This window comes from Streptacidiphilus sp. MAP12-20, assembly GCF_041262525.1.
Taxonomy (GTDB): domain Bacteria; phylum Actinomycetota; class Actinomycetes; order Streptomycetales; family Streptomycetaceae; genus Streptacidiphilus.
The window spans coordinates 15,833-34,367 of the sequence record NZ_JBGCCK010000041.1 but is presented as its reverse complement, the minus strand read 5'-3'; the positions used below and the strand labels follow the sequence as shown (position 1 = coordinate 34,367).

13 protein-coding genes are annotated in these 18,535 nt (G+C 68.3%); 5 read left to right on the top strand and 8 right to left on the bottom strand.

Annotation, left to right across the window (positions count from 1 at the left end; all coding sequences use genetic code 11):
- Window positions 1-797: 797 nt before the first annotated feature.
- The gene (locus ABIA32_RS32890) at window positions 798-1,370 is read left to right on the top strand and encodes a suppressor of fused domain protein (RefSeq protein WP_370103444.1); all 573 of its coding nucleotides are present in this window, start codon (window positions 798-800) and stop codon (window positions 1,368-1,370) included.
- Between the two features lie 797 nt (window positions 1,371-2,167).
- Here the strand turns inward: ABIA32_RS32890 and ABIA32_RS32885 are convergent.
- From ABIA32_RS32885 to ABIA32_RS32875, 3 genes are all read right to left on the bottom strand, one after another.
- Window positions 2,168-2,386 (bottom strand): hypothetical protein, encoded by a 219-nt coding sequence (locus ABIA32_RS32885; RefSeq protein ID WP_370103443.1) that lies wholly within the window; start codon window positions 2,384-2,386, stop codon window positions 2,168-2,170.
- The gene (gene istB, locus ABIA32_RS32880) at window positions 2,383-3,222 is read right to left on the bottom strand and encodes an IS21-like element helper ATPase IstB (protein ID WP_370103442.1); all 840 of its coding nucleotides are present in this window, start codon (window positions 3,220-3,222) and stop codon (window positions 2,383-2,385) included. The genes ABIA32_RS32885 and istB overlap by 4 nt, the downstream gene beginning before the upstream one ends.
- A gap of 117 nt (window positions 3,223-3,339) precedes the next feature.
- The gene (locus tag ABIA32_RS32875; RefSeq protein ID WP_370103441.1) at window positions 3,340-4,599 is read right to left on the bottom strand and encodes an IS21 family transposase; all 1,260 of its coding nucleotides are present in this window, start codon (window positions 4,597-4,599) and stop codon (window positions 3,340-3,342) included.
- Between the two features lie 566 nt (window positions 4,600-5,165).
- On the opposite strand from ABIA32_RS32875, the gene ABIA32_RS32870 reads away from it, so the two are divergent.
- Window positions 5,166-5,489 (top strand): hypothetical protein, encoded by a 324-nt coding sequence (locus ABIA32_RS32870; protein WP_370103440.1) that lies wholly within the window; start codon window positions 5,166-5,168, stop codon window positions 5,487-5,489.
- Between the two features lie 1,340 nt (window positions 5,490-6,829).
- Here ABIA32_RS32870 and ABIA32_RS32865 read toward each other — a convergent pair.
- The 5 genes from ABIA32_RS32865 to ABIA32_RS32845 all read right to left on the bottom strand — a co-directional run bounded on the left by ABIA32_RS32865 (window position 6,830) and on the right by ABIA32_RS32845 (window position 14,119).
- Window positions 6,830-7,822 (bottom strand): formylglycine-generating enzyme family protein, encoded by a 993-nt coding sequence (locus ABIA32_RS32865; protein WP_370103439.1) that lies wholly within the window; start codon window positions 7,820-7,822, stop codon window positions 6,830-6,832.
- 62 nt (window positions 7,823-7,884) lie between these two features.
- A complete protein-coding gene (locus ABIA32_RS32860) occupies window positions 7,885-9,600 on the bottom strand; it encodes an aldehyde dehydrogenase family protein (protein ID WP_370103436.1) in 1,716 nt (571 codons plus the stop codon).
- On the bottom strand, window positions 9,597-10,835 hold the full coding sequence (locus ABIA32_RS32855) for an MFS transporter (RefSeq protein ID WP_370103447.1): 1,239 nt from the start codon (window positions 10,833-10,835) through the stop codon (window positions 9,597-9,599). The genes ABIA32_RS32860 and ABIA32_RS32855 overlap by 4 nt, the downstream gene beginning before the upstream one ends.
- Before the next feature lie 244 nt (window positions 10,836-11,079).
- Window positions 11,080-12,579 carry a long-chain fatty acid--CoA ligase gene (locus ABIA32_RS32850; protein ID WP_370103434.1) on the bottom strand — a complete coding sequence of 500 codons (1,500 nt, stop codon included), beginning with the start codon at window positions 12,577-12,579 and terminating at the stop codon, window positions 11,080-11,082.
- A gap of 43 nt (window positions 12,580-12,622) precedes the next feature.
- On the bottom strand, window positions 12,623-14,119 hold the full coding sequence (locus ABIA32_RS32845; RefSeq protein ID WP_370103432.1) for a flavin-containing monooxygenase: 1,497 nt from the start codon (window positions 14,117-14,119) through the stop codon (window positions 12,623-12,625).
- A gap of 51 nt (window positions 14,120-14,170) precedes the next feature.
- Here ABIA32_RS32845 and ABIA32_RS32840 point away from each other — a divergent pair, with 51 nt between their 5' ends.
- The 3 genes from ABIA32_RS32840 to ABIA32_RS32830 all read left to right on the top strand — a co-directional run bounded on the left by ABIA32_RS32840 (window position 14,171) and on the right by ABIA32_RS32830 (window position 18,441).
- A complete protein-coding gene (locus ABIA32_RS32840) occupies window positions 14,171-14,842 on the top strand; it encodes a TetR/AcrR family transcriptional regulator (protein ID WP_370103430.1) in 672 nt (223 codons plus the stop codon).
- A 118-nt stretch (window positions 14,843-14,960) separates the two neighbouring features.
- Entirely contained in the window at window positions 14,961-17,330 is a 2,370-nt protein-coding gene (locus tag ABIA32_RS32835) for an arylsulfatase (protein ID WP_370103428.1), read from the top strand.
- Window positions 17,331-17,442: 112 nt separating this feature from the next.
- Complete coding sequence (locus ABIA32_RS32830; protein ID WP_370103446.1) at window positions 17,443-18,441, top strand: alpha/beta hydrolase; 999 nt, start codon at window positions 17,443-17,445, stop codon at window positions 18,439-18,441.
- The last annotated feature ends 94 nt before the right edge of the window (window positions 18,442-18,535 follow it).

Below are 18,535 nucleotides of genomic sequence, written 5' to 3'. Positions count from 1 at the left end.
CGGATCCCGCGAATCCGACCCCATCAGGGGACGCTTGCCCACGGCCATCGGAAACTCCTTCGAGTGGTCTCACCCACCACATCCCTGACAGTCCCGGCCGAGGAATGGCCGGTCGGCGGCGGTGCCGAGGGCGGGGCGCCCGAAACGGCCCCGGAGGCGGTACCCCCCACCGATGGTCACGATGGCAGCTATACCCCACCAGTCACCGAAGACTTCCCCACAGAAGAACTTGCAGCGCTCCAAGCGGAAGAAGAGGCCGCCCAAGGACAGTCCCGCCGCGTACAAAACTGGGAAAACAACAACGAACCAACGAGTACAGCCCCGCATGCTGACCAGCCGTCCACCGGTACCAGCGAGGGTAACTCGACAAATGAGGCGTCTGCCGGCAGTTCAAATGTTTCACCAAATGGCGATCGAAACTGGAAATATCAAGGCCCGAATCAAGTTCGCGGTGCCGCCCCCAAGTATGTGAGAAAGATTCAGTTTCGCCGAATGGCTCCGAGCGCGCGGACTGCTGCGCTTAAGAACAATCCAACCTGCGTCTACTGTAATGAGGCCCCGTCGACTCAGGCGGATCACGTATATCCAGTCTCGAAATACTACTACCGAGGCGGCTGGGGCCTCGATAAGCCAACGCGATCCGGGGACATCAATCAGGGCGGAAACCTCCGAGGTGCTTGCGATGAGTGCAACGGCTTCCAGGGGAAGAGTGGTAAGGTACTCGGGCCCGGCCCGGACGAATGGTGGCCGCCGGCCTGGCCCCCGGGTGTTTGGTGGCCGTTTGGAGGGGCTCCGTCGTGACGCCAGATATGAACGCATCAATCGTCGAGCATGTTGTGTCGAAGTGGGGCGAGCCGACTCGTCGCGCCGAGTTCCATGGAATGGGCAACCATATCTCCATCCTGAAATGGTCTGCAGAGCAAACGGATGAGGGTGTCGCCCTTTACTTGACGATCGGTGGCAGTCGGCGCTTGATTGATGCGGGCAATCGGAGGAGGTTTGAGTTCCTGCTGGGAATCGTTCCTGAGGAGGATAATGTGGCTCAATCGCTTGCTATGCTTGCAGGCGCACTATTGTCCGGGATCAATTTGGATAAGGGCCACACTCTTTCGCTTGCGGAGAATCTTTGGGATGGATCCGGCTTCTCGGGCTACCTGATTCTGCCCGACATTGACCCAATCATTGATCAATTCCTTCTGGATGATGGATCGCACGTGGAATTTCTTCCCGTGATGCCTGTCTATCGCTCAGAAATTGAGTTGAAGGGTGAACGATCTGGCGAGTGGCTCCTGGATGCCTTTGAGCGTCATGAGGTTCCTTGGTGGGATCCGGGGCGAGCTGCACTTGAGATCGCGACGGGGTCTCGATGAGTCAGCGCTGTCAGGCTCATCCGCAGGACTCGGGTGCCGCGTTGTCTACGGTGACGGGCTCGGTGCAAGTTCAGGGCTGACGCGACTCGGTGGTGTTCATCCGAGCCTGGTCAGCGTTGACCGGCCCCTGCGATGGGGCGCTTGTAGAGGTCACACAGTGACCTCCGTCCGTCCATCGGCGCGGTTGACAGAGTCGTCAGGCGCCCCAGTTCCGGTCTGGCTGGCGTGCCCGTGACGACCCTTCCGGTGGTCAGCTGGTGGACGGACGCCTTTGGACGGTGCATCGCGGGGTATCACGGGTCAACCGGCTGCACGTGCGCTGATCAGGAAAGACATCACTGGATAGTACGACGAGTCACCGCGCAACATGATCAACCATGGTCTCGTAATGCGTAGGTCTCGGGTTCGAATCCCGAAGGCGGCTCCATGGTGAACCCCAGGTCAGGCCTCTGACCTGGGGTTTCTTGCTCCTCGCCACCTTCGGATCGTGGCAAATCGGGCACTTGCGGTCTACGCATTGCAATGCGTAGGTCTCGCTTCTGCTCCGCGTCGCATGCGTGGGAACCCAGGCTTTTGACCTGCGGCTTTGGCTCGGCTCGTCGTTGGAGCCGCGCAATACGCAGGATTCCGGTGGACAGCCGGTGGACAGCTGTGCGTGATGCCGCGTCAGAGGCTTCGCGCTGCTTTCGATCAGGGTGACGCGGCTCGGTGGTGTTCCCCGGTGTTGCTCGGCGAATGTCCCCACCTGTTGGGCCGCGACGTTAGCAGGATCACGGCCTGATGGGTAGACAGATTTGTTATGGTTTCTGGGATTTTGCGATCTGGTCGTGCAGTCGCTGGCAAGTGCTGACCACCGCGGCGAGGAACGCGAGGGCGTCCTGGTCAGCCGCAGGCACGGAGATCTCGATCTGCGCGTGGTTCGCGGTGGTGATCCAGAAACGGGGCAGCGGATCGCCTGGACCGGTGCAGGCGATGCGAGTGTGCCGGTCGGTCTCGATGTAGGCGGCGATGGTCATCTGGCTGCCACCGCTTTGCGGGTGCGCTCGGAGCGGGCGTGGTGGCCGCGCAGGCGGTAGGAATCGCCCTCGAGGTTGATCACCACGCTGCGGTGCAGGAGCCGGTCGAGCATGGCCGCTGCCACGGTCGGGTCGCCCAGGATCTCTCCCCACGAGGCCACTCCGCGGTTGGTGGTCAAGATGGTCGAGGTCTTCTGGTAGCGCTGGCAGATGACCTGGAACAAGGCGGAAGCGGCCTCCGCGGGCAACGGGAGGTAGCCAAGTTCGTCGATCACCAGGAGCGAGGGGCCGGCGAAGAACCGCATCATGGTGGCCCAGCGGCCCTCGAGTGCAGCCTTGTGGCAGCGGGCGGCCAGGTCGGCGGCGGTGGTGAAGTAGGTGCGGTGACCGGCGTGGACGGCCGCCCGGGCAAGGCCCACCGCGAGCATGGTCTTGCCGACCCCCGGCGGGCCGACCAGCAGGACGTTGGTGGCAGTGTCCAGGTAGCGGCAGGTCGCCAGCTCCTCGATCAGGTGCCGGTCGGCGCTGGGTGAGGCGTCGTAGTCGAAGTCGGCCAGGGCGGCCGGGGTGGGCAGGGACGCGAAGCGCAGGCGTCCGGCCAGGCGACGGGCCTGGTTCTCCTCGACCTCGATCCGCAGCAGTGCTTCGATCGCTGCGGTCAAGGACATGCCCTCGCTCCGGGCGGTGTCCAGCACCTGGGGCAGGGCTTCGGCAGCGGCGGCGAGTTTCAACTGCGCTAGGTGTCCGCGCAGTTGCTGGTAAAGGGCGGCCTGGGCCGGGGTGTCCGGCCCTGGCCCGAGGTCGCTGCCCGAGGCGTCGGTGAGGATGGTAGTCATGCGGGGGCCTCGTCGCTGTCGTCGGTGGGCAGGTGGGTGCGCTCGGCTGCGGCGTCCGCGTAGCGGGCGAGGTCGATCACGACCTCGCCTCCCGCGTGCGGGAGGCCATGCCGGTGTTCACGCAGGGCCTCGGCGGCCGCCAGGGCAGCGGGGCCCGGGCGGGATGCGTTCCTTGCGGCGGTGCGGGCGGCCGGCGTCGAACACGCCGAGGACATGCTGTTCCAGCGCGGTGACGTGATGGTGGTCGCGGACCAGCACCCCGGCGCCGTCCGGGGCCAGCCGGTGGCGGGCCAGCACGGCCCCCGCCGCGGTGACGATGTCGATGGTGGCGGCGCCGAGCCGCCAGGCGACGGTGACCTGGGCGCGGGCCAGTTCGGGCGGGACGCTGTAGCGGTTGCCGCGGAAGGCCACCAGGCACTGGGCGTCGACCCGGCGGGTGACGCTCATCGTCAGCGGGAACGCGGTGGCCGGCACCGGGGCCAGCCGCTCGCGTTCGGCGTGCTCGGATACCGCCGCCCGGATCTCGCCGATGGTCCTCACCCGGGCATCGGCGATGCGCGCGCAGAAGGTGTCCAGCCTCGCCTGGGCCTCGGCCGCCCCGATCTCGTCGGGCAGGTTGCGCCACCAACGCTGGGCCGCAGTGTGGTTGGCCTTCTCCACCACGCCCTTGCGGTTGCCCCGCCGAGGCGGGCAGATCGCCACCTGGACCCCATAGTGCTTCGCGACGGCGGCGAAGGAGGCGGTGACCCGGCCGCTGTCGGGGTGGCAGACAGTGGCCATTCGGTCGAACCGCCAGACCTTGGTGAGCCCGCCGAGCGCGCGGGTGACCTGGGCCAGGGCGTCGACCAGGTGGGCCTGGTCCATCGACTCGCACAGCACCCCGCGCCACTTCCCCGAGTGGGCCAGGGCTCCGACCAGCAGGAACGCTCTCCCGCTCGGATAGTCCCAGCCGACGGGCGGGTCGGGCAGTTCGAGCCAGTCCCACTGGGTTTCCTCGCCGGCCGGGTGCTCGATCACCGCGGCAGGGCGGCCCTTAGCCCCAGAGCACGGTTCGCAGTGCGGCCGCAGTCCCCGCTCGCGCAGCTTGCGGGTGAAGGTCTGATACGCCTGGTCGTAGCCGAGCCCAGCGACCTCGTCAAAGAGCGTGCGGGCCCACAGGTGCGGGTCCTCGACCAGCCTGGCCGCGACGTACTGGGCGAAGGGGTCGAACGCGTCGATTTGGTCGGGCGACTTCACACGGACCCCGGCGGAGCGCTGCCCGGTGACGTAGGCGCGGATGGTCTTGCGGTCTTTGTGCAGGTGCCGGGCGATCGCGGAGATCGTCCATCCCCGGCGGTGGAGCGCGTTCGCGTCCACGTCTTCCTCCTGTGTCAGCATGAGCAGCGAGGGCTCCCTCGAACTGGCGCGTGGTCAGAGACCGCCAGTGTTCGAGGGAGCCCCGTTCGCTGCTACGGCGGGGCACAGGTGGGGAGATTCAGAGAGCCGGACTGAGGAAGTTCATTCGAGCGTGGTCAAGGGCTGATGTACCGAGCAATCAGGTGGGGAGGATCGAAGGCGCGGGGGTTGTGTGGTTCGGACATGCGCCAGGGGCCGCCCGGCAAAGTCCAAGGCTGCCGTCCGGGTGGAGACGGAAACGCTGATGAGCGAGCGCGCGACGCAGACGGGGGCCCGCCCCGCGGGCGTGGATTCGGACTCGATCAGGCCGAACGCACACAGGTCAAGGCTCGGGGATGGGCCGGACCGATCAGAAGGAATCCCTGGACTGGGCAAATGGAGACGATGGAACTCTCACATGAGCCAATTCCCTTTCGCGATGGCGGTACCGACGTGGCCCCCCGCTGGTCGGATGACCACGCCATGATCGATCCGTATAGAATCCTCGAAGGTAATAGAATTCCGGGAACCAATACATATCCGTAAGTCCGAGAGGGCGAATTCGATAAATGACACTATTTCTGATCAAGTCGGACCTTGGAACTCTCGAGGATGGCATCCCAAATCCTGATGCAATTCGGAAGTTGATCGATTCTATTGCCGCAGGTGAGCTTTCCTTTCTGGTAATCCAACAGGTGCAATCTCCTCAAATTTACATTCAAGCCTTCCTTGATATTGAGGGGGTTTGCTTGGAGCATCGGGAGGGCGGGCCAGAGCGACACTACTCTAGCCGGGGCGTCACGGTGGAACAGGCTCATGCGGCGATGATGAGCTGGGCAAGCGGCACCGAGGACTGGCGATCGGGCGTTACGTGGCAAAGGGCGCAGATCTAGAAACCGTTGTCTTTCCGAAGAAGAGGCTGCTTTTCCGTCGTCAGGCAAGTCGTCGCCCCCGACGACGGGGTTGACGGAGTCGCGTCGCCCCATTGATTTTGGTGGCGGATGTCATCAGTGACGATTCGCTGGAGGAGTGCGCGAGAGCTGTTCGGCAGTAGGTGGAAATGCTTCAAGCCGAGTTGCGCGAGACGGAGGTCGCGCGGGGCCGGTTCGTGACGGTCGGCCCGGTCTGCGGGCCGGTCCCGCCCGGACGAATGGTGGCCGCCAGCTTGGCAATGGGGCGCTTGTAGAGGTCACACAGTGACCTCCGTCCGTCCATCGGCGCGGTTGACAGAGACGTCAGGCGCCCCAGTTCCGGTCTGGCTGGCGTGCCCGTGACGACCCTTCCGGTGGACAGCTGGTGGACAGACGCCTTTGGACGGTGCATCACGGGGTATCACGGGTCAACCGGCTGCACGTGCGCTGATCAGGAAAGACATCACTGGATAGTACGACGAGTCACCGCGCAACATGATCACTCATGGTCTCGTAATGCGTAGGTCTCGGGTTCGAATCCCGAAGGCGGCTCCATAGTGAACCCCAGGTCAGGCCTTTGACCTGGGGTTTCTTGCTCCGTGACACCTTGGGATTCCGGCAAATCGGGCGCGTGCGGTCTACGCGTCGCAATGCGTACGTCTCCTGTCGGCGGGGTGTAGCCGGTAAGTGCTACCGGGGTTGTGACCTGCTCTTATGTGCCGCTCGGCGGGTCTGCTCCTGTCTGCGGCGTCTCGTCAATTCGGTTTGGAGCCTGGCGACGAGTCGGACTGTTGATCGGGTGGACAATTCTTCGGCCCGAGCCTCGAGTTATTCGGCTGGGGCCTCAGCTAGTGAGCGTTCTACCGGCGGTGCGAGTCTTTCGATGATCCTCTGGGCTACTCGCTCTGCGGCGATCTGTCGGCGCCGTCGGCGGGCCGAGCCTGCCGCCGTCCGGAGTGCTTCTGGTCGGGATGTCTGTGCCGCGAGCCGTTCGGCTGCGTCGTTCAGTTGGGCGAGGAGATGGGCGTCCCGCTGCGGTTGCCTGTGTGCCACGTATGCGCTGTACAGGCCTTCAACCTCGGTGACGATCGCGGCGAGGCGAAGATGCGAGCGGGAAGAGCTGTGGCTGTTCAGGATGCCCTCCTTGGCACGAGACGACAGATGTTTGCTTACGCGGGTGTGGAACTGGCGGCCTGTCAGTGAATCGGCCCTTCGCCGCTCCCTCCTGGGGAGTCGGCCGCCAGTCCTCGGCCCGCCAGCTGCACGAGCTGATGTGGGGGTGGCGGCGGCCACAGCGCTGGTGCCCCACTGCCTCCAACGGTTCATCCAGCACGGCGGATGACGCAGCGGAAGCCGAGGTGGCAGGTGGAGGTGTCGATTGGCTGGGGCAGCCGTGCGGCGGGGCGGTAGCGGCGGCAGTAGTTCGGCGCGCACAGGTGCGAGCCGCCCTTCATCACCTTGCGGGGGATGGGCAGCTGGAGTTGACCGGGTTCGACGCTGTCCGCCTCTTTGCCGCCGGCCGGGTTGACGCGCGGCCGTGGTGTGCCGCAGCAGGTCGGCGTGTTGGCCGTGAGACGTGGGTGTTCGGTGTACCAGTCAGAGGTCCACTCCCACACGTTGCCGATCATGTCGCACAGGTCGTAGCCGTTGGCCGGGAAGGCCCCGACCGGCGAGGTGCCGGCGTAGCCGTCCAGCTCCAGGTTCTCGTGCGGGAATTCGCCGTGCCAGGTGTTGGCCATGTACTGGCCATCCGGGTTGAGTTCGTCGCCCCAGGCGAACTCGCTGTCGGGCAGGCCGCCGCGCGCGGCGTACTCCCACTCGGCCTCGGTGGGGATCTGCTTGCCGGCCCATTCCGCGTAGGCGAGTGCGTCCGGCCACGCCACGTGGGTCACTGGGTGATCAAGTCGGTCGCGCAGCGACGTCCCTGAGCCACCGGGGTGCCGCCAGTCGGCGCCGGGGACGTACGACCACCACTGATACGGGTACCTCAGGTCGACCGGATGCGAGGGTGGCGTGAACAACGCCGAGGCCGGCGCCAGCACGGCCGGGTCGGCGCCGGGGTACTGGGCCGGGTCGGCCGGGCGTTCGGCGATCGTCCGGTATCCGGTGGCCTCGACGAAGGCCTGGAACTCGACGTTGGTGACCGGATGCGGGTCGATCCAGAATCCGTCGACGCTCACGGCGTGGGCTGGGGCCTCCTCGGGGTAGTGGCAGTCCGACCCCATGGTGAACTGGCCGCCGGGAATCCAGACCATCCCGTCGGGTCGGTTCTGCGGGGCGGAGGAAGCTGGGAGCAGCGGCAGGAGGTCGGCCATGGGGGTGGTTCACTTTCGTGGGTGGCGCAGTGGGCGGGAACAGCTGCGGCTGTCGGTTTCGGCTACCCGCGCAGCGCTGAGGCGAAGATGCCGGGAAGCGCTGACCAGCGGGGCCGGGCGGCGAAGGCGGTCAGCCGCCGCCCGGTGGTCGCTGCGGTCCGGTTGGTGACGAACCACGGCGGCTTGGGTGTGAGGCTGAACTCGCCGGTGAGCACCGAGCGCGGCGCCGGTCGGAACGGCCCGTACACGACCGTCCGCTCCGGGCGGTGCAGCAGCAGTGCGTTGTGCACCGCGCCTCGGCCGGTGGCGATGTCGTGGAGCTCGTGGCCAGGGTACGCACCCCAGGTGGCGCGGGCGGTCAGATATCCCACCCCGGTCCAGGCGTTGACGCCGACGGTGCCGTACCGCAGCCGCGCGATGGACTCGCGCAGCCCGGAGCCGAGTGCTCGCATCGTCTTGTTGTCGATCACCAGGTTGGCGCCCAGCGTGCCGTGGAGGCGGTCGTTGGCGGCGTCCACGGCGGCACTCAGGAACTGCAGGCCGGTGCCCGGCAGCTCGGCGACGCCCAGGACCGGACCGAAGTACTCGGTGGTGAATGCCGTTTCGGTGTCGTCGGCGAGGTCCAGGCCCCACAGGGCGGTGCGCTCGGCGGTGCCGCCGACCGCCTCGAACTGTGGGTGCAGCCGCCGGGCGTCGGCCACGCGGGTGTCGCAGCCGGGATACCAGGCCGGTCGGGCGGGCGCGTCTGCAAGCGCCGCCCGCAGTGCGGCGAGGAACTCCTGCTTCTGCGGCCAGTCCGCGCTGATGATGACGATCTGCGCGGCGATGCAGTTGAACGCGCTGTTGTGCAGGCGCTGGGTGGCGATGTGCTCGGCCTGGAAGCGGATGTCCGCCGCTGACCAGCGGCCCGGCACCACGATGGTCGGCGCCACACCGCCGAGCTCGCTGGTGATCGGCTTGGTCAGACGCGGGGTACCCGCCGCCTTCGCCGCCGCACCGGCCGCGCCGACGCCCCAGACGATCGCGTCGTGGGTGGCCGCGCTGCCGGTGATGTGTACCGCGTCGACGCCCGGGTGCGTTACCAGGTGGTCGCCGATCCGCGCGTCACCGGTGACGATGCGCAGGTAGCCGCGGTCGATGAACGGGGCGAACACCTGCTCCAGCACCGGGAACAGCGGGTCGGTGATCGGGTTGAGCTTGAGCAGGACCACCCGGTTGTACGCGTACAGCTGGTAGAGCACGTCCAACGGCGCGATCGAGGTGACGTTCCCGGCGCCCATGACCACGGCGATGCCGTCCGTCTGCTCGGGCGTACGTTGGCCCAGTCCGGCCTGCTCCCGGGTCTCCCGCTCGGTCACCCCGGGCTCCATCCACACCTCGGCCCTGAAGCCGCTGAGCAGCAGCCGCTCGAAGACGTTGTGGGGGAGCACGTCGACCGCCGCGCGGCCACCGGGGGCGGTCCTGACCGGGTAGCCGGCCAGGAGGCTACGGCCGTCGGCGAGGCGGCCGAGGGTGTCGGCCAGCGCCTCGGCGTAGCCCAGCACGGCCCATGGGCCGCTGATCCACTCCTCGCCGAGCAGCGGCGAGTCGGCGGGTAGCTGCTTGATGCCGCCGGCGACGCGCGCCCATTCCGCAGCGTGGGCGCCGACGTGGGCGTGGAATTGCAGCAGCAGTTGGCGGCGCGAGGCGAGCGGCTCGGCGGCCCAGCGCTGCTCGCCGTCGCGCAGCGCGGCGATCATCTGGTCCAGTTGCTGTGCGGCGGCGGTGTCGAAACTCATCGGATGACGTCCTTGTCGGGGGAGATGCTCGCGTCGGTGCCGGCTGCGACCCGGCGCAGGTCTTTGTCGTAGTGGCGGGAGGCGAACCAGAAGAAGGTCGCGGCGAACCCGCAGAACATGGGGATCACCGCAAGAGCGGCCCGCAGACCGTAGGTGTCGGAAACCACGCCGACCACGAGCGGGCCGACGGCGAAGCCGAACAAGTTCTGCGCCACTGCGGCCATGGACACGGCGGTGGCCTGCAGCGCGGGGTGCGCGACGTCCACGGAAACGGAGCCGACCACGCCGAACGGGGCGGTGATGGTGAATCCTGCGACCAGGATGACGAGCAGTTGCGCATTGCCCGGCGGCATGACGGCGAACGCGGCCACCAGCAGGACGAGGCTGACCAGCGACAGAGCGGCGGGCAGCAGCAGCCGGCGGCGCCGGTCACGGCGGGCGAGGCGGTCGGCGGCGAACGAGAGCACGATCTGGCCGAGGAAGCCTGCGGCGATGACCAATGCCGTCCGGGCCGCGGCCTGGGCGGTGGACAGTCCCAGGTAGCGGCTGAAGTAGCTGGGCAGCCACGCGTACAGCGCGGACATCACCACGATCTGGGTCGCCCCCCCGAGGTATGCCCCGACGGCGGAACGCGGCCGCAGCAGCTCGGCCAGCAGCTTGCGCAGGCCGAGCTTCGGCACGGTCGTCGCGTCGGCGGGCAGCCGGACCGTGGGATAGTCGCGTACCCGCAGGAACAGCAGCGCAACGAGCAGGCCGGGGATCCCGGCTGCGGCGAATGCGACCCGCCAGCCCCACTGCTGGGCGATGACTCCGCCGAGTGCGACACCGAGCACCGAGCCCAGTGACCCGGCCGACAGGAGCGCGCCGAAGACGGTGGCCCGCAGACGCTCCGGGAACAGTCGGCTCAGCAGCGCGCCGGCCGCGGGTGCGTACCCGGCCTCGCCGAGACCCACCCCGGCGCGGGCCGCGAACAGCTGACCGTAGTTGCGGGTGAAGGCCGCGCTGAAGGTGGCAAGGCTCCAGATGCTCCCCATCAGCGCGATGCTCTTGACCCGACTCCACCTGTCGACCAGCAGAGCGGCCGGGAAGGTGCCGAGCGCGACGGTTACCGAGACGACGGAGACCAGACCGCCGAGTTGTGCGTCGGACAGTCCCCACTCCTGTTTGAAGTGCGGGAACATCGACACGACCAGTTGCCGGGAGAGGTAGTCGGACGTCATGAGCGTGAAGGCCATCGCGAACACGCACCAGGCGTATCTGCGGGGCACTGTCGGTTCGCCGGCTGTCCCGGCGGTCGGCTGCCCCGCTGGGGGCGGCATGGCAACGGTGGACGCTTCATTCATTCGATGTCGCCTCCTTCTCTCTATGTCGGGACGCCGGCTGTCGGCGCACGGCCGGAACCGGGGCTGCGCGGGTACCGGAGGACGGCGCGCCTTCTGCCGTTGTTGCAGACGACACAAGACGGCCTCCAGGAGTGGCTCAGCCCGCGGTCTGCGCGGTGGCCACGCTCGTCGGCGCCTCGACGCTGCGCCTGAGGATCTTGCCGGTGGAGGTCTTGGGCAGCTCCCCGACGATCCACACGTGCCGCGGGTACTTGTATGCCGCCGCCTGCGCCTTGACGTGCTCGCGCAGCTCCTCGGGGGTGGCCGTAGCGCCGTCTTTGAGCGTGACGGCGGCGCAGACCTCCTCGCCGAGTTCGGGGTGCACGATGCCGACGACAGCGGCTTCGCGCACCGCCGGGTGGGTGTACAGCAGTTCCTCGATCTCGCGCGGGTAGACGTTGTAGCCGCCCCGGATGATCAGGTCCTTCTTGCGGTCGACGATGAAGTAGTAGCCGTCCTCGTCGACCTGGGCCAGGTCACCGGAGCGGAACCAGCCCTCGGCGTCGATCGCGGCGGCGGTGGCCTCCGGCCGTTGCCAGTAACCCTTCATGATGTTGTGACCGCGGATGGCGATCTCGCCGACGCCGTCCGAGACGTCCAGCAGCGTCATCTCTACCCCGTCGATCGGCGTGCCGATCGACCCGGGCTTGCGCACCCGGTCGGGGTGGTTGAACGAGGCCACCGGCGAGGTCTCCGACAACCCGTAGCCTTCCGCGATGATGCACCCGAACTCGGCTTCGAAGGCGTGCAGCACCTCCACCGGCAGCGCCGAGCCGCCGGAGACGCACAGCCGCAGGCTGTCCACATCGAATGCCGCCCGCTCGGGGTGGTTCAGCAGCGCGACGTACATCGTGGGCACGCCCAGGAAGACGCTCACCCGGTGACGGCGGATTGTCTCGAGCACCGCCCGCGCGTCGAACCGGGGTACCAGCGACAGGCAGGCACCGGCGGCGATCGACGCGTTCAGACCGCAGGTCTGGCCGAAGGCGTGGAACAGCGGCAGCGCGCCGAGCACCGTGTCACCGCCGGTGAGCGAGAACAGGTCGATGCAGATCTCGGCGTTGCGGATCAGGTTGGCGTGGGTGAGCTCAGCGCCCTTGGGTGTGCCGGTCGTGCCCGAGGTGTAGAGGATGACGGCGGTGTCCGACGTGTCCCGTTCCGCGACCCCGGCCTGCGCAGGCGTGTCGGCGAGCAGGGACTCGAACTCGCCCGGCGTCACCAGCAGGCACTCGGCGCCGGCAGTAGCCGCGCCGGCCAGGGCGTCCTCAGCGAAGCCGTGCCAGGCCAGTACCAGCCCGGCCCGCGAGTCACCCAGGTAGAAAGCCACCTCGCGCGCCTTGAGCAGCACGTTCATCGGCACCACCACGGCGCCGGCGCGCAGGATGCCGTAGTACGCCGCGGCGAACTGCGGCACGTTGGGGAGCATGCAGCCGACCCGGTCCCCGGGCCGCACGCCCCGGTCGCGCAGTAGCCCCGCCACCCGGGCACTGGCTTCGTCGAGCTCCGCATAGGTCAGCAGCGCGTCGCCGAGGCGGATCGCGGGGGCGTCGCCATCGCGGGTCGCCAAGGCGACGAGGTGGTGCGCAAGATTGGTCATGGCCAGGTCTCCCTGTCGGGTGGGATGGAAGGGATACGCAGGGTCAGTTCGCGGCGGGCGCGACTGCGGCACGGGTGCGCAGCTCGTAGGCGGCGGGATCGAAGCGACGCGTCGCGCGGCGGTACTTCCAGGTCTCGGCAGGCCAGTTGAGCGAAGCCACGCCGTCGGCGCCCTGGTACCAGCTGCTGCAGCCGCCGACCGACCAGACCGTGCCCGCCAGCCGCGCCGTGTGCTCCTCGACGTAGGCGTGCTGCTCCTCGGCGCGGACCTCGACACTGGTGATACCTCGTGCGCGCATCAGGCGCAGCGCCTCCATCGCGTACGCCACCTGGCACTCCTCCTGGAACACATGGGAGTTGTGGCCGGTCGCGCTGCCCGCGCCGCCGAGGCGGAAGAGGTTGGGGAAGTTGGTCACGGTGACGCCGAGGTAGGTGTGCGGGCTGCCGTTCCAGCACTCGGCCAGGGTCCGCCCGTCGCGACCGCGCAGGTGGTCCGCGAGCGGAGGTTCGATGATGTGGAAGCCGGTGCCGAAGATGATCACTTCGGCGGGGTGCTCGCGGCCGTCGGTGGTGACCACCGAGTGCGCCCGCACCTCGCGCACGCCTGCGCTGACCACCTCGACATTGGGCGCCGACAGGGCCGGATACCAGTCATTGGAGATCAGGATGCGCTTGCAGCCCAGCTCCCAGTTCGGGGTCAGCCGCTCGCGCAGCGCCGGGTCGGCCACCTGCCGGCGCATGTGCGACAGAGCGGCCTTGGTGGCGATCCGGCGCACCCGCGGAGACACCATGATCTTCCACGTCACCAGTTCACGCATCCAGTACTGCCGCAGGCGTACCAGCCGTTGCAGCCACGGCGCGGCTGCGTAGAGGCGGCGCTCGAACCGGGTCGTCGCACGATCCATCCGCGGGGTGACCCACGGCGCCGTTCGCTGCACCACCGTCATCCGCCCCACGATCGACCGGATCGCGGGCACGAACTGGATCGCCGAAGCACCGGCGCCGATGACCACCACGTTGCGGCCGGTCAGATCGAGGTCGTGGTTCCAGCGGGCCGAGTGGAACACCTCACCGGCGAAACCGTCCAGCCCTGGCAGGTCCGGAACCGACGGTTCGACGATCGGGCCGCTGCCGTCGATGAGCACCTCGGCGGTGAGCGGTCCGCTGCTGGTCTCGATGCGCCAGCGCTGTGCGGCGTCGTCCCAGGCGGCCTCGATCAGGTTGCAGCCGAAGCGGATGTGGGGGAGCAGTCCGTGCTCGCGAGCGACCCTGCGCAGGTAGTCGCGTATCTCGGACTGCTTGGAGAAGGCGCGAGTCCAGTGGGGATTGGGCGCGAATGACAGCGAGTACAGGTTCGAGGGGATGTCGCAGGCGCAGCCGGGGTAGCTGTTGTCTCGCCACACGCCGCCCACCTCCTGCTCGCGCTCCAGCACGGCGAAGTCCTCCCCCCGCCGTTTGAGCGCGTGGGCCGCAGCCAGCCCACCGAATCCCGCCCCCACGACGACGACCCTGAGATGCCGCGGCTCGAATTCAGTGGTCATATGTGGAACTCCTCTAGAAAAGCTAACGCGATTCGCGTTACGCTCCCATCCATGGCAGCAGTCGTCAAGAGCCCAGAGCCCTCTGAACAGCCCAGCTCCGGACAGGAGCCAGCCGCGCGTGATCGCCGCCGCGGACAGCCGGTCCAGGCACGCAGCCGCGAGACCGTCGAACGGATCCTCGACGCCGCGGCTGCCCTCGTCGAAGAGGGCGGCGTCGAGGCCGCCACCACCCGGGCCATCGCCGAGCGAGCCGGCGTCACCGCGCCCTCGCTCTACCGCTTCTTCGCCGACCGCGAGCAGGTCCTCGACACGCTGATCGAACGGCATCTCGAACGGCAAAGCGCTTACCTTGCCGAGCGCGAGGCGGGCTGGACGCCCTCGTCGCTGGCGGAGTTCGTCGGACGCGAGCTCGACTCCTACGCCGCCTACTTCCAGGCAAACCCCAACACCGCCCGACTGTGGCTGGACGGGCGCGTCTCGCCCACCGTGCGGGCCGAGGTGCGGCGCTCCACCCGCCGCACCGCCGAGCGCATGCACGGCGTGGCCGTCGCGGCCGGCCTCGTCGCCCCGCAGACCGATCAGCTGGCTTTCGTGATGGTGGTCGAGCTCGGCGACAGGATCCTGGACCTGGCCTTCCGGGAGCGCCGCGATCCCGACCCCGACGTGATCCGCCACGGCCGGATCGCACTCACCGCCTACCTGGAGGCCGCGCTGCGGCCGTAGGCGCACACCGCCCGCCGGACGACGGGCACCGCACCATCGGACTCCGGCGGCGCCGGTCACCGCACAGGCGTGGCCGCCGGCGCCGCCGGGTCGTCACCGATCCCAGTCAGGAGCACCCGTGCCCACCCACGACGATCTCCCCCGCACCACCCTGCCCATACCCGACCGGCCCCGGTCCAGGCCGACGACGTACGACGCCCGTGACCCGGAGACGTCGTTCGAGCCCATCACGCCGCTGCGGCCGCCGGCGGGCGCGCCGAACGTCGTGGTGATCCTGCTCGACGACGTGGGTTTCGGCGCCTCCAGCGTGTTCGGCGGCCCGATTGACACCCCTGCGGCACAGCGGCTGGCCGACGGCGGGCTGCGCTACTCCCGGTTCCACACCACCGCGTTGTGCTCGCCGACCCGGCAGGCGCTGCTGACCGGCCGCAACCACCACTCGGTCGGCATGGGTGCGATCACCGAACTGGCCACCTCCGCACCGGGCTACAACACGATCCGGCCCAACTCCAAGGCCACGCTCGCCGAGACGCTTCGGCTCAACGGCTACGCCACCGCGCAGTTCGGCAAGTGCCACGAGGTGCCGGTGTGGGAGACCAGTCCGGCCGGCCCGTTCGACCGCTGGCCGACCGGCAGCGGCTTCGACTACTTCTACGGCTTCGTCGGCGGGGAGACCAACCAGTACTACCCCGCGCTGTACGAGGGCACCAACCCGGTGGAGCCGGAGCGCACGCCGGAAGAGGGTTACCACCTGACCGAGGATCTCGCCGACCGCAGCGTGGACTGGATCCGCCGCCAGCACGCTCTGCAGCCCGACCGCCCGTTCTTCCTCTACTTCGCACCCGGTGCGACCCACGCCCCGCACCATGCCCCCAAGGAGTGGTCCGACCGGTACGCCGGCCGGTTCGACGCGGGCTGGGACGCGCTGCGCGAGGAGATCTTCGAGCAGCAGAAGCAGCTCGGTGTAGTCCCGGCTGACGCCGAGTTGACGGCGTTCAACCCGGAGATCCCGCACTGGGATGAGATGCCCGAGGACCTCAAGCCGGTGCTGACCCGTCAAATGGAGGTCTACGCGGGGTTCCTGGCCCACACCGACGCCCAGATCGGCCGACTGGTGCAGACCCTGGATGACCTGGACGTGCTCGACAACACGCTGATCTACTACATCATCGGCGACAACGGCGCCTCGGCCGAGGGCACCCACCACGGCAGCTTCAACGAGGCGATCAACTTCAACGGCCTGAGCGCCTTGGAGACAACGGAGTTCCTGCGCGCCAAAGCCGGCGAGTTCGGCTCGCCCAGCGCCTACAACCACTACGCGGTCGGCTGGGCACACGCGATGTGCACGCCGTACCAGTGGACCAAGCAGGCGGCCTCGCACTGGGGCGGCACCCGCAACGGCACCCTCGTGCACTGGCCCGCCGGTATCACGGCCCAAGGCGAGATCCGCGAGCAGTTCTCCCACGTCATCGACATCGCTCCGACCATCCTGGAGGCCGCCGGGCTGCCCGAGCCCACCACGGTGCACGGGGTCACCCAGCACCCCATCGAAGGCGTGAGCATGGGCTACTCCTTCGAAGACGCCGGTGCACCCGAGCGGCACCAGACGCAGTACTTCGAGATCGCCGGCAACCGCGGCATCTACCATCGCGGCTGGACCGCGGTCACCAAGCACCGCACGCCCTGGGAACTGCTGGGAGCGAAGCTGGCCTCCTTCGACGACGACGTGTGGGAGCTGTACGGCCCCGACGACTGGACCCAGTCCCGCAACCTGGCGGCCGAGCAGCCCGAGATGCTTCACAAGCTGCAGCGCCTGTGGCTGATCGAGGCAGCCAAGCACGGTGTGCTGCCGCTGGACGACCGGGCAGCCGAGCGGTTCAACCCCGACCTGGCGGGCCGGCCGCAGCTCATCCGCGGGAACACCCAGGTGCTCTTCCCGGGCATGGGCCACCTCAACGAGAGCTCCGTCATCAACATCAAGAACAAGAGCCACGCCATCACCGCACAGGTCGTGGTCCCGAAGGACGGCGCCGAGGGCGTCATCCTGTCCCAGGGCGGCATGGCCGGCGGCTGGAGCCTCTACGCCCGCAACGGCCGACTGCGCTACTGCTACAACCTGGTGGGCCTGCAGCACTTCTACGTCGGCTCGGACACCAAGCTTCCGGCCGGCGAGCACCAGGTGAGGATGGAGTTCGACTACGACGGCCCGGGACTGGCCAAGGGCGGCACCGTCACGCTCTACCTCGACGGCACCGAAGTGGGCCGCGGACAGCTGCCGATGACCCAAGCGATCGTGTTCTCCGCCGACGAGGCGACCCACGTGGGACGCGAGTCCGGGGCGCCGGTCACCCCGGAATACCCGGCGCGCGGCAACGAATTCACCGGCGAGATCCGATGGGTGCAGATCGACGTGGACACCGCCGCGGCCAACCAGGAGCACCTGATCCCCATCGAGGAACGCTGGCGGATCGCCATGACCCGGCAGTAACGGAACTCGTTGACTTCGGACGACTGACTGCCGTCCCGGCGAGCAGTCGCCTCCGGCCCCCCGGGCCCCGCCGACCCAGGTCCGCGCCGCCCTCCCAGCACCAGGACCGTCCATTCCGAGCAAACGAGACGGTCGGGCCCCGCAACTTCTGGGCGTTTCGCAGCACACCCAGAAGTCCAATCCCACCGCAGACCAAACAGGAACCGACACCATGAACGAGATCACCTTCACCAGCGGCAGCGACCAATGCTCCGCCTGGCATCTCCCGGCAACCAGCGACGCGTTCACCGGCGCAGGCGGACGGCCATGCGTCATCATGGCGGCGGGCTTCGGCGGCACCCGTGACAACAGCCTGCTGGGCTACGCCGAGGGCTTCGCCGCCGCCGGAATGGACGCCCTGCTCTTCGACTACCGCGGGTTCGGCGCCTCCGGCGGGTCGCCCCGTCAGCTGGTGTCCGTGCGGCGCCAGCGCCAGGACTACCACGCCGCGCTCGCAGCAGCCCGCCGACTGCCGGGCGTCGACCCTGAGCGCATCGTGCTCTGGGGTATTTCCTACGCCGGCGGCCACGTGGTCCCAGTCACCGCCCAGGACAAGCGCATCGCGGCGACGATCTCCGTGACGCCCGCGCTGGACGGCATCGCGATACTGGCGCAGCTCGCCCGCATCGGCGGCGGCGTGGGCTACCTGGTCCGCGCGACCATGCACGGACTGCGCGACGCGTCCAGAGCGTTCATAGGCCGTAGACCGCACCTTGTTCCGATGATCGGCGAGCCGGGCTCGAACGCGATCATCCCCCGAGCGGGCGGGCTGGAGTTGTACCGCGCCATCGCAGGCCCGACCTGGAGCAACGACGTGTGTGCGCGCGCGGCCCTCGGGGCGGGGTTCAACCGACCGATCACGTCCGCCTCCCGGGTCACCTGCCCCTGGCTCGTACAGATCGGGTCGATCGACACCATCGTCCCGGCCCATACCGGCCGCCGCGCAGTCAGGAAGGCGGGAGCCGGCGCCGAGCTGCTGGAATACCCCTTCGACCACCTGGACGTCTACGTCGGCCCCGGGCAAGAGCAGGCCCTGGCCGACCAGCTCGACTTCCTGCGCCGCACCCTCTGAGCGGCTCCGCGGAGACCGCGAGTCTCGCAGCCCCAAGCCCGGCCATGACGCAACTGAACTCCGCCACCGTCGACATACGAGGGGCAGACCGTTC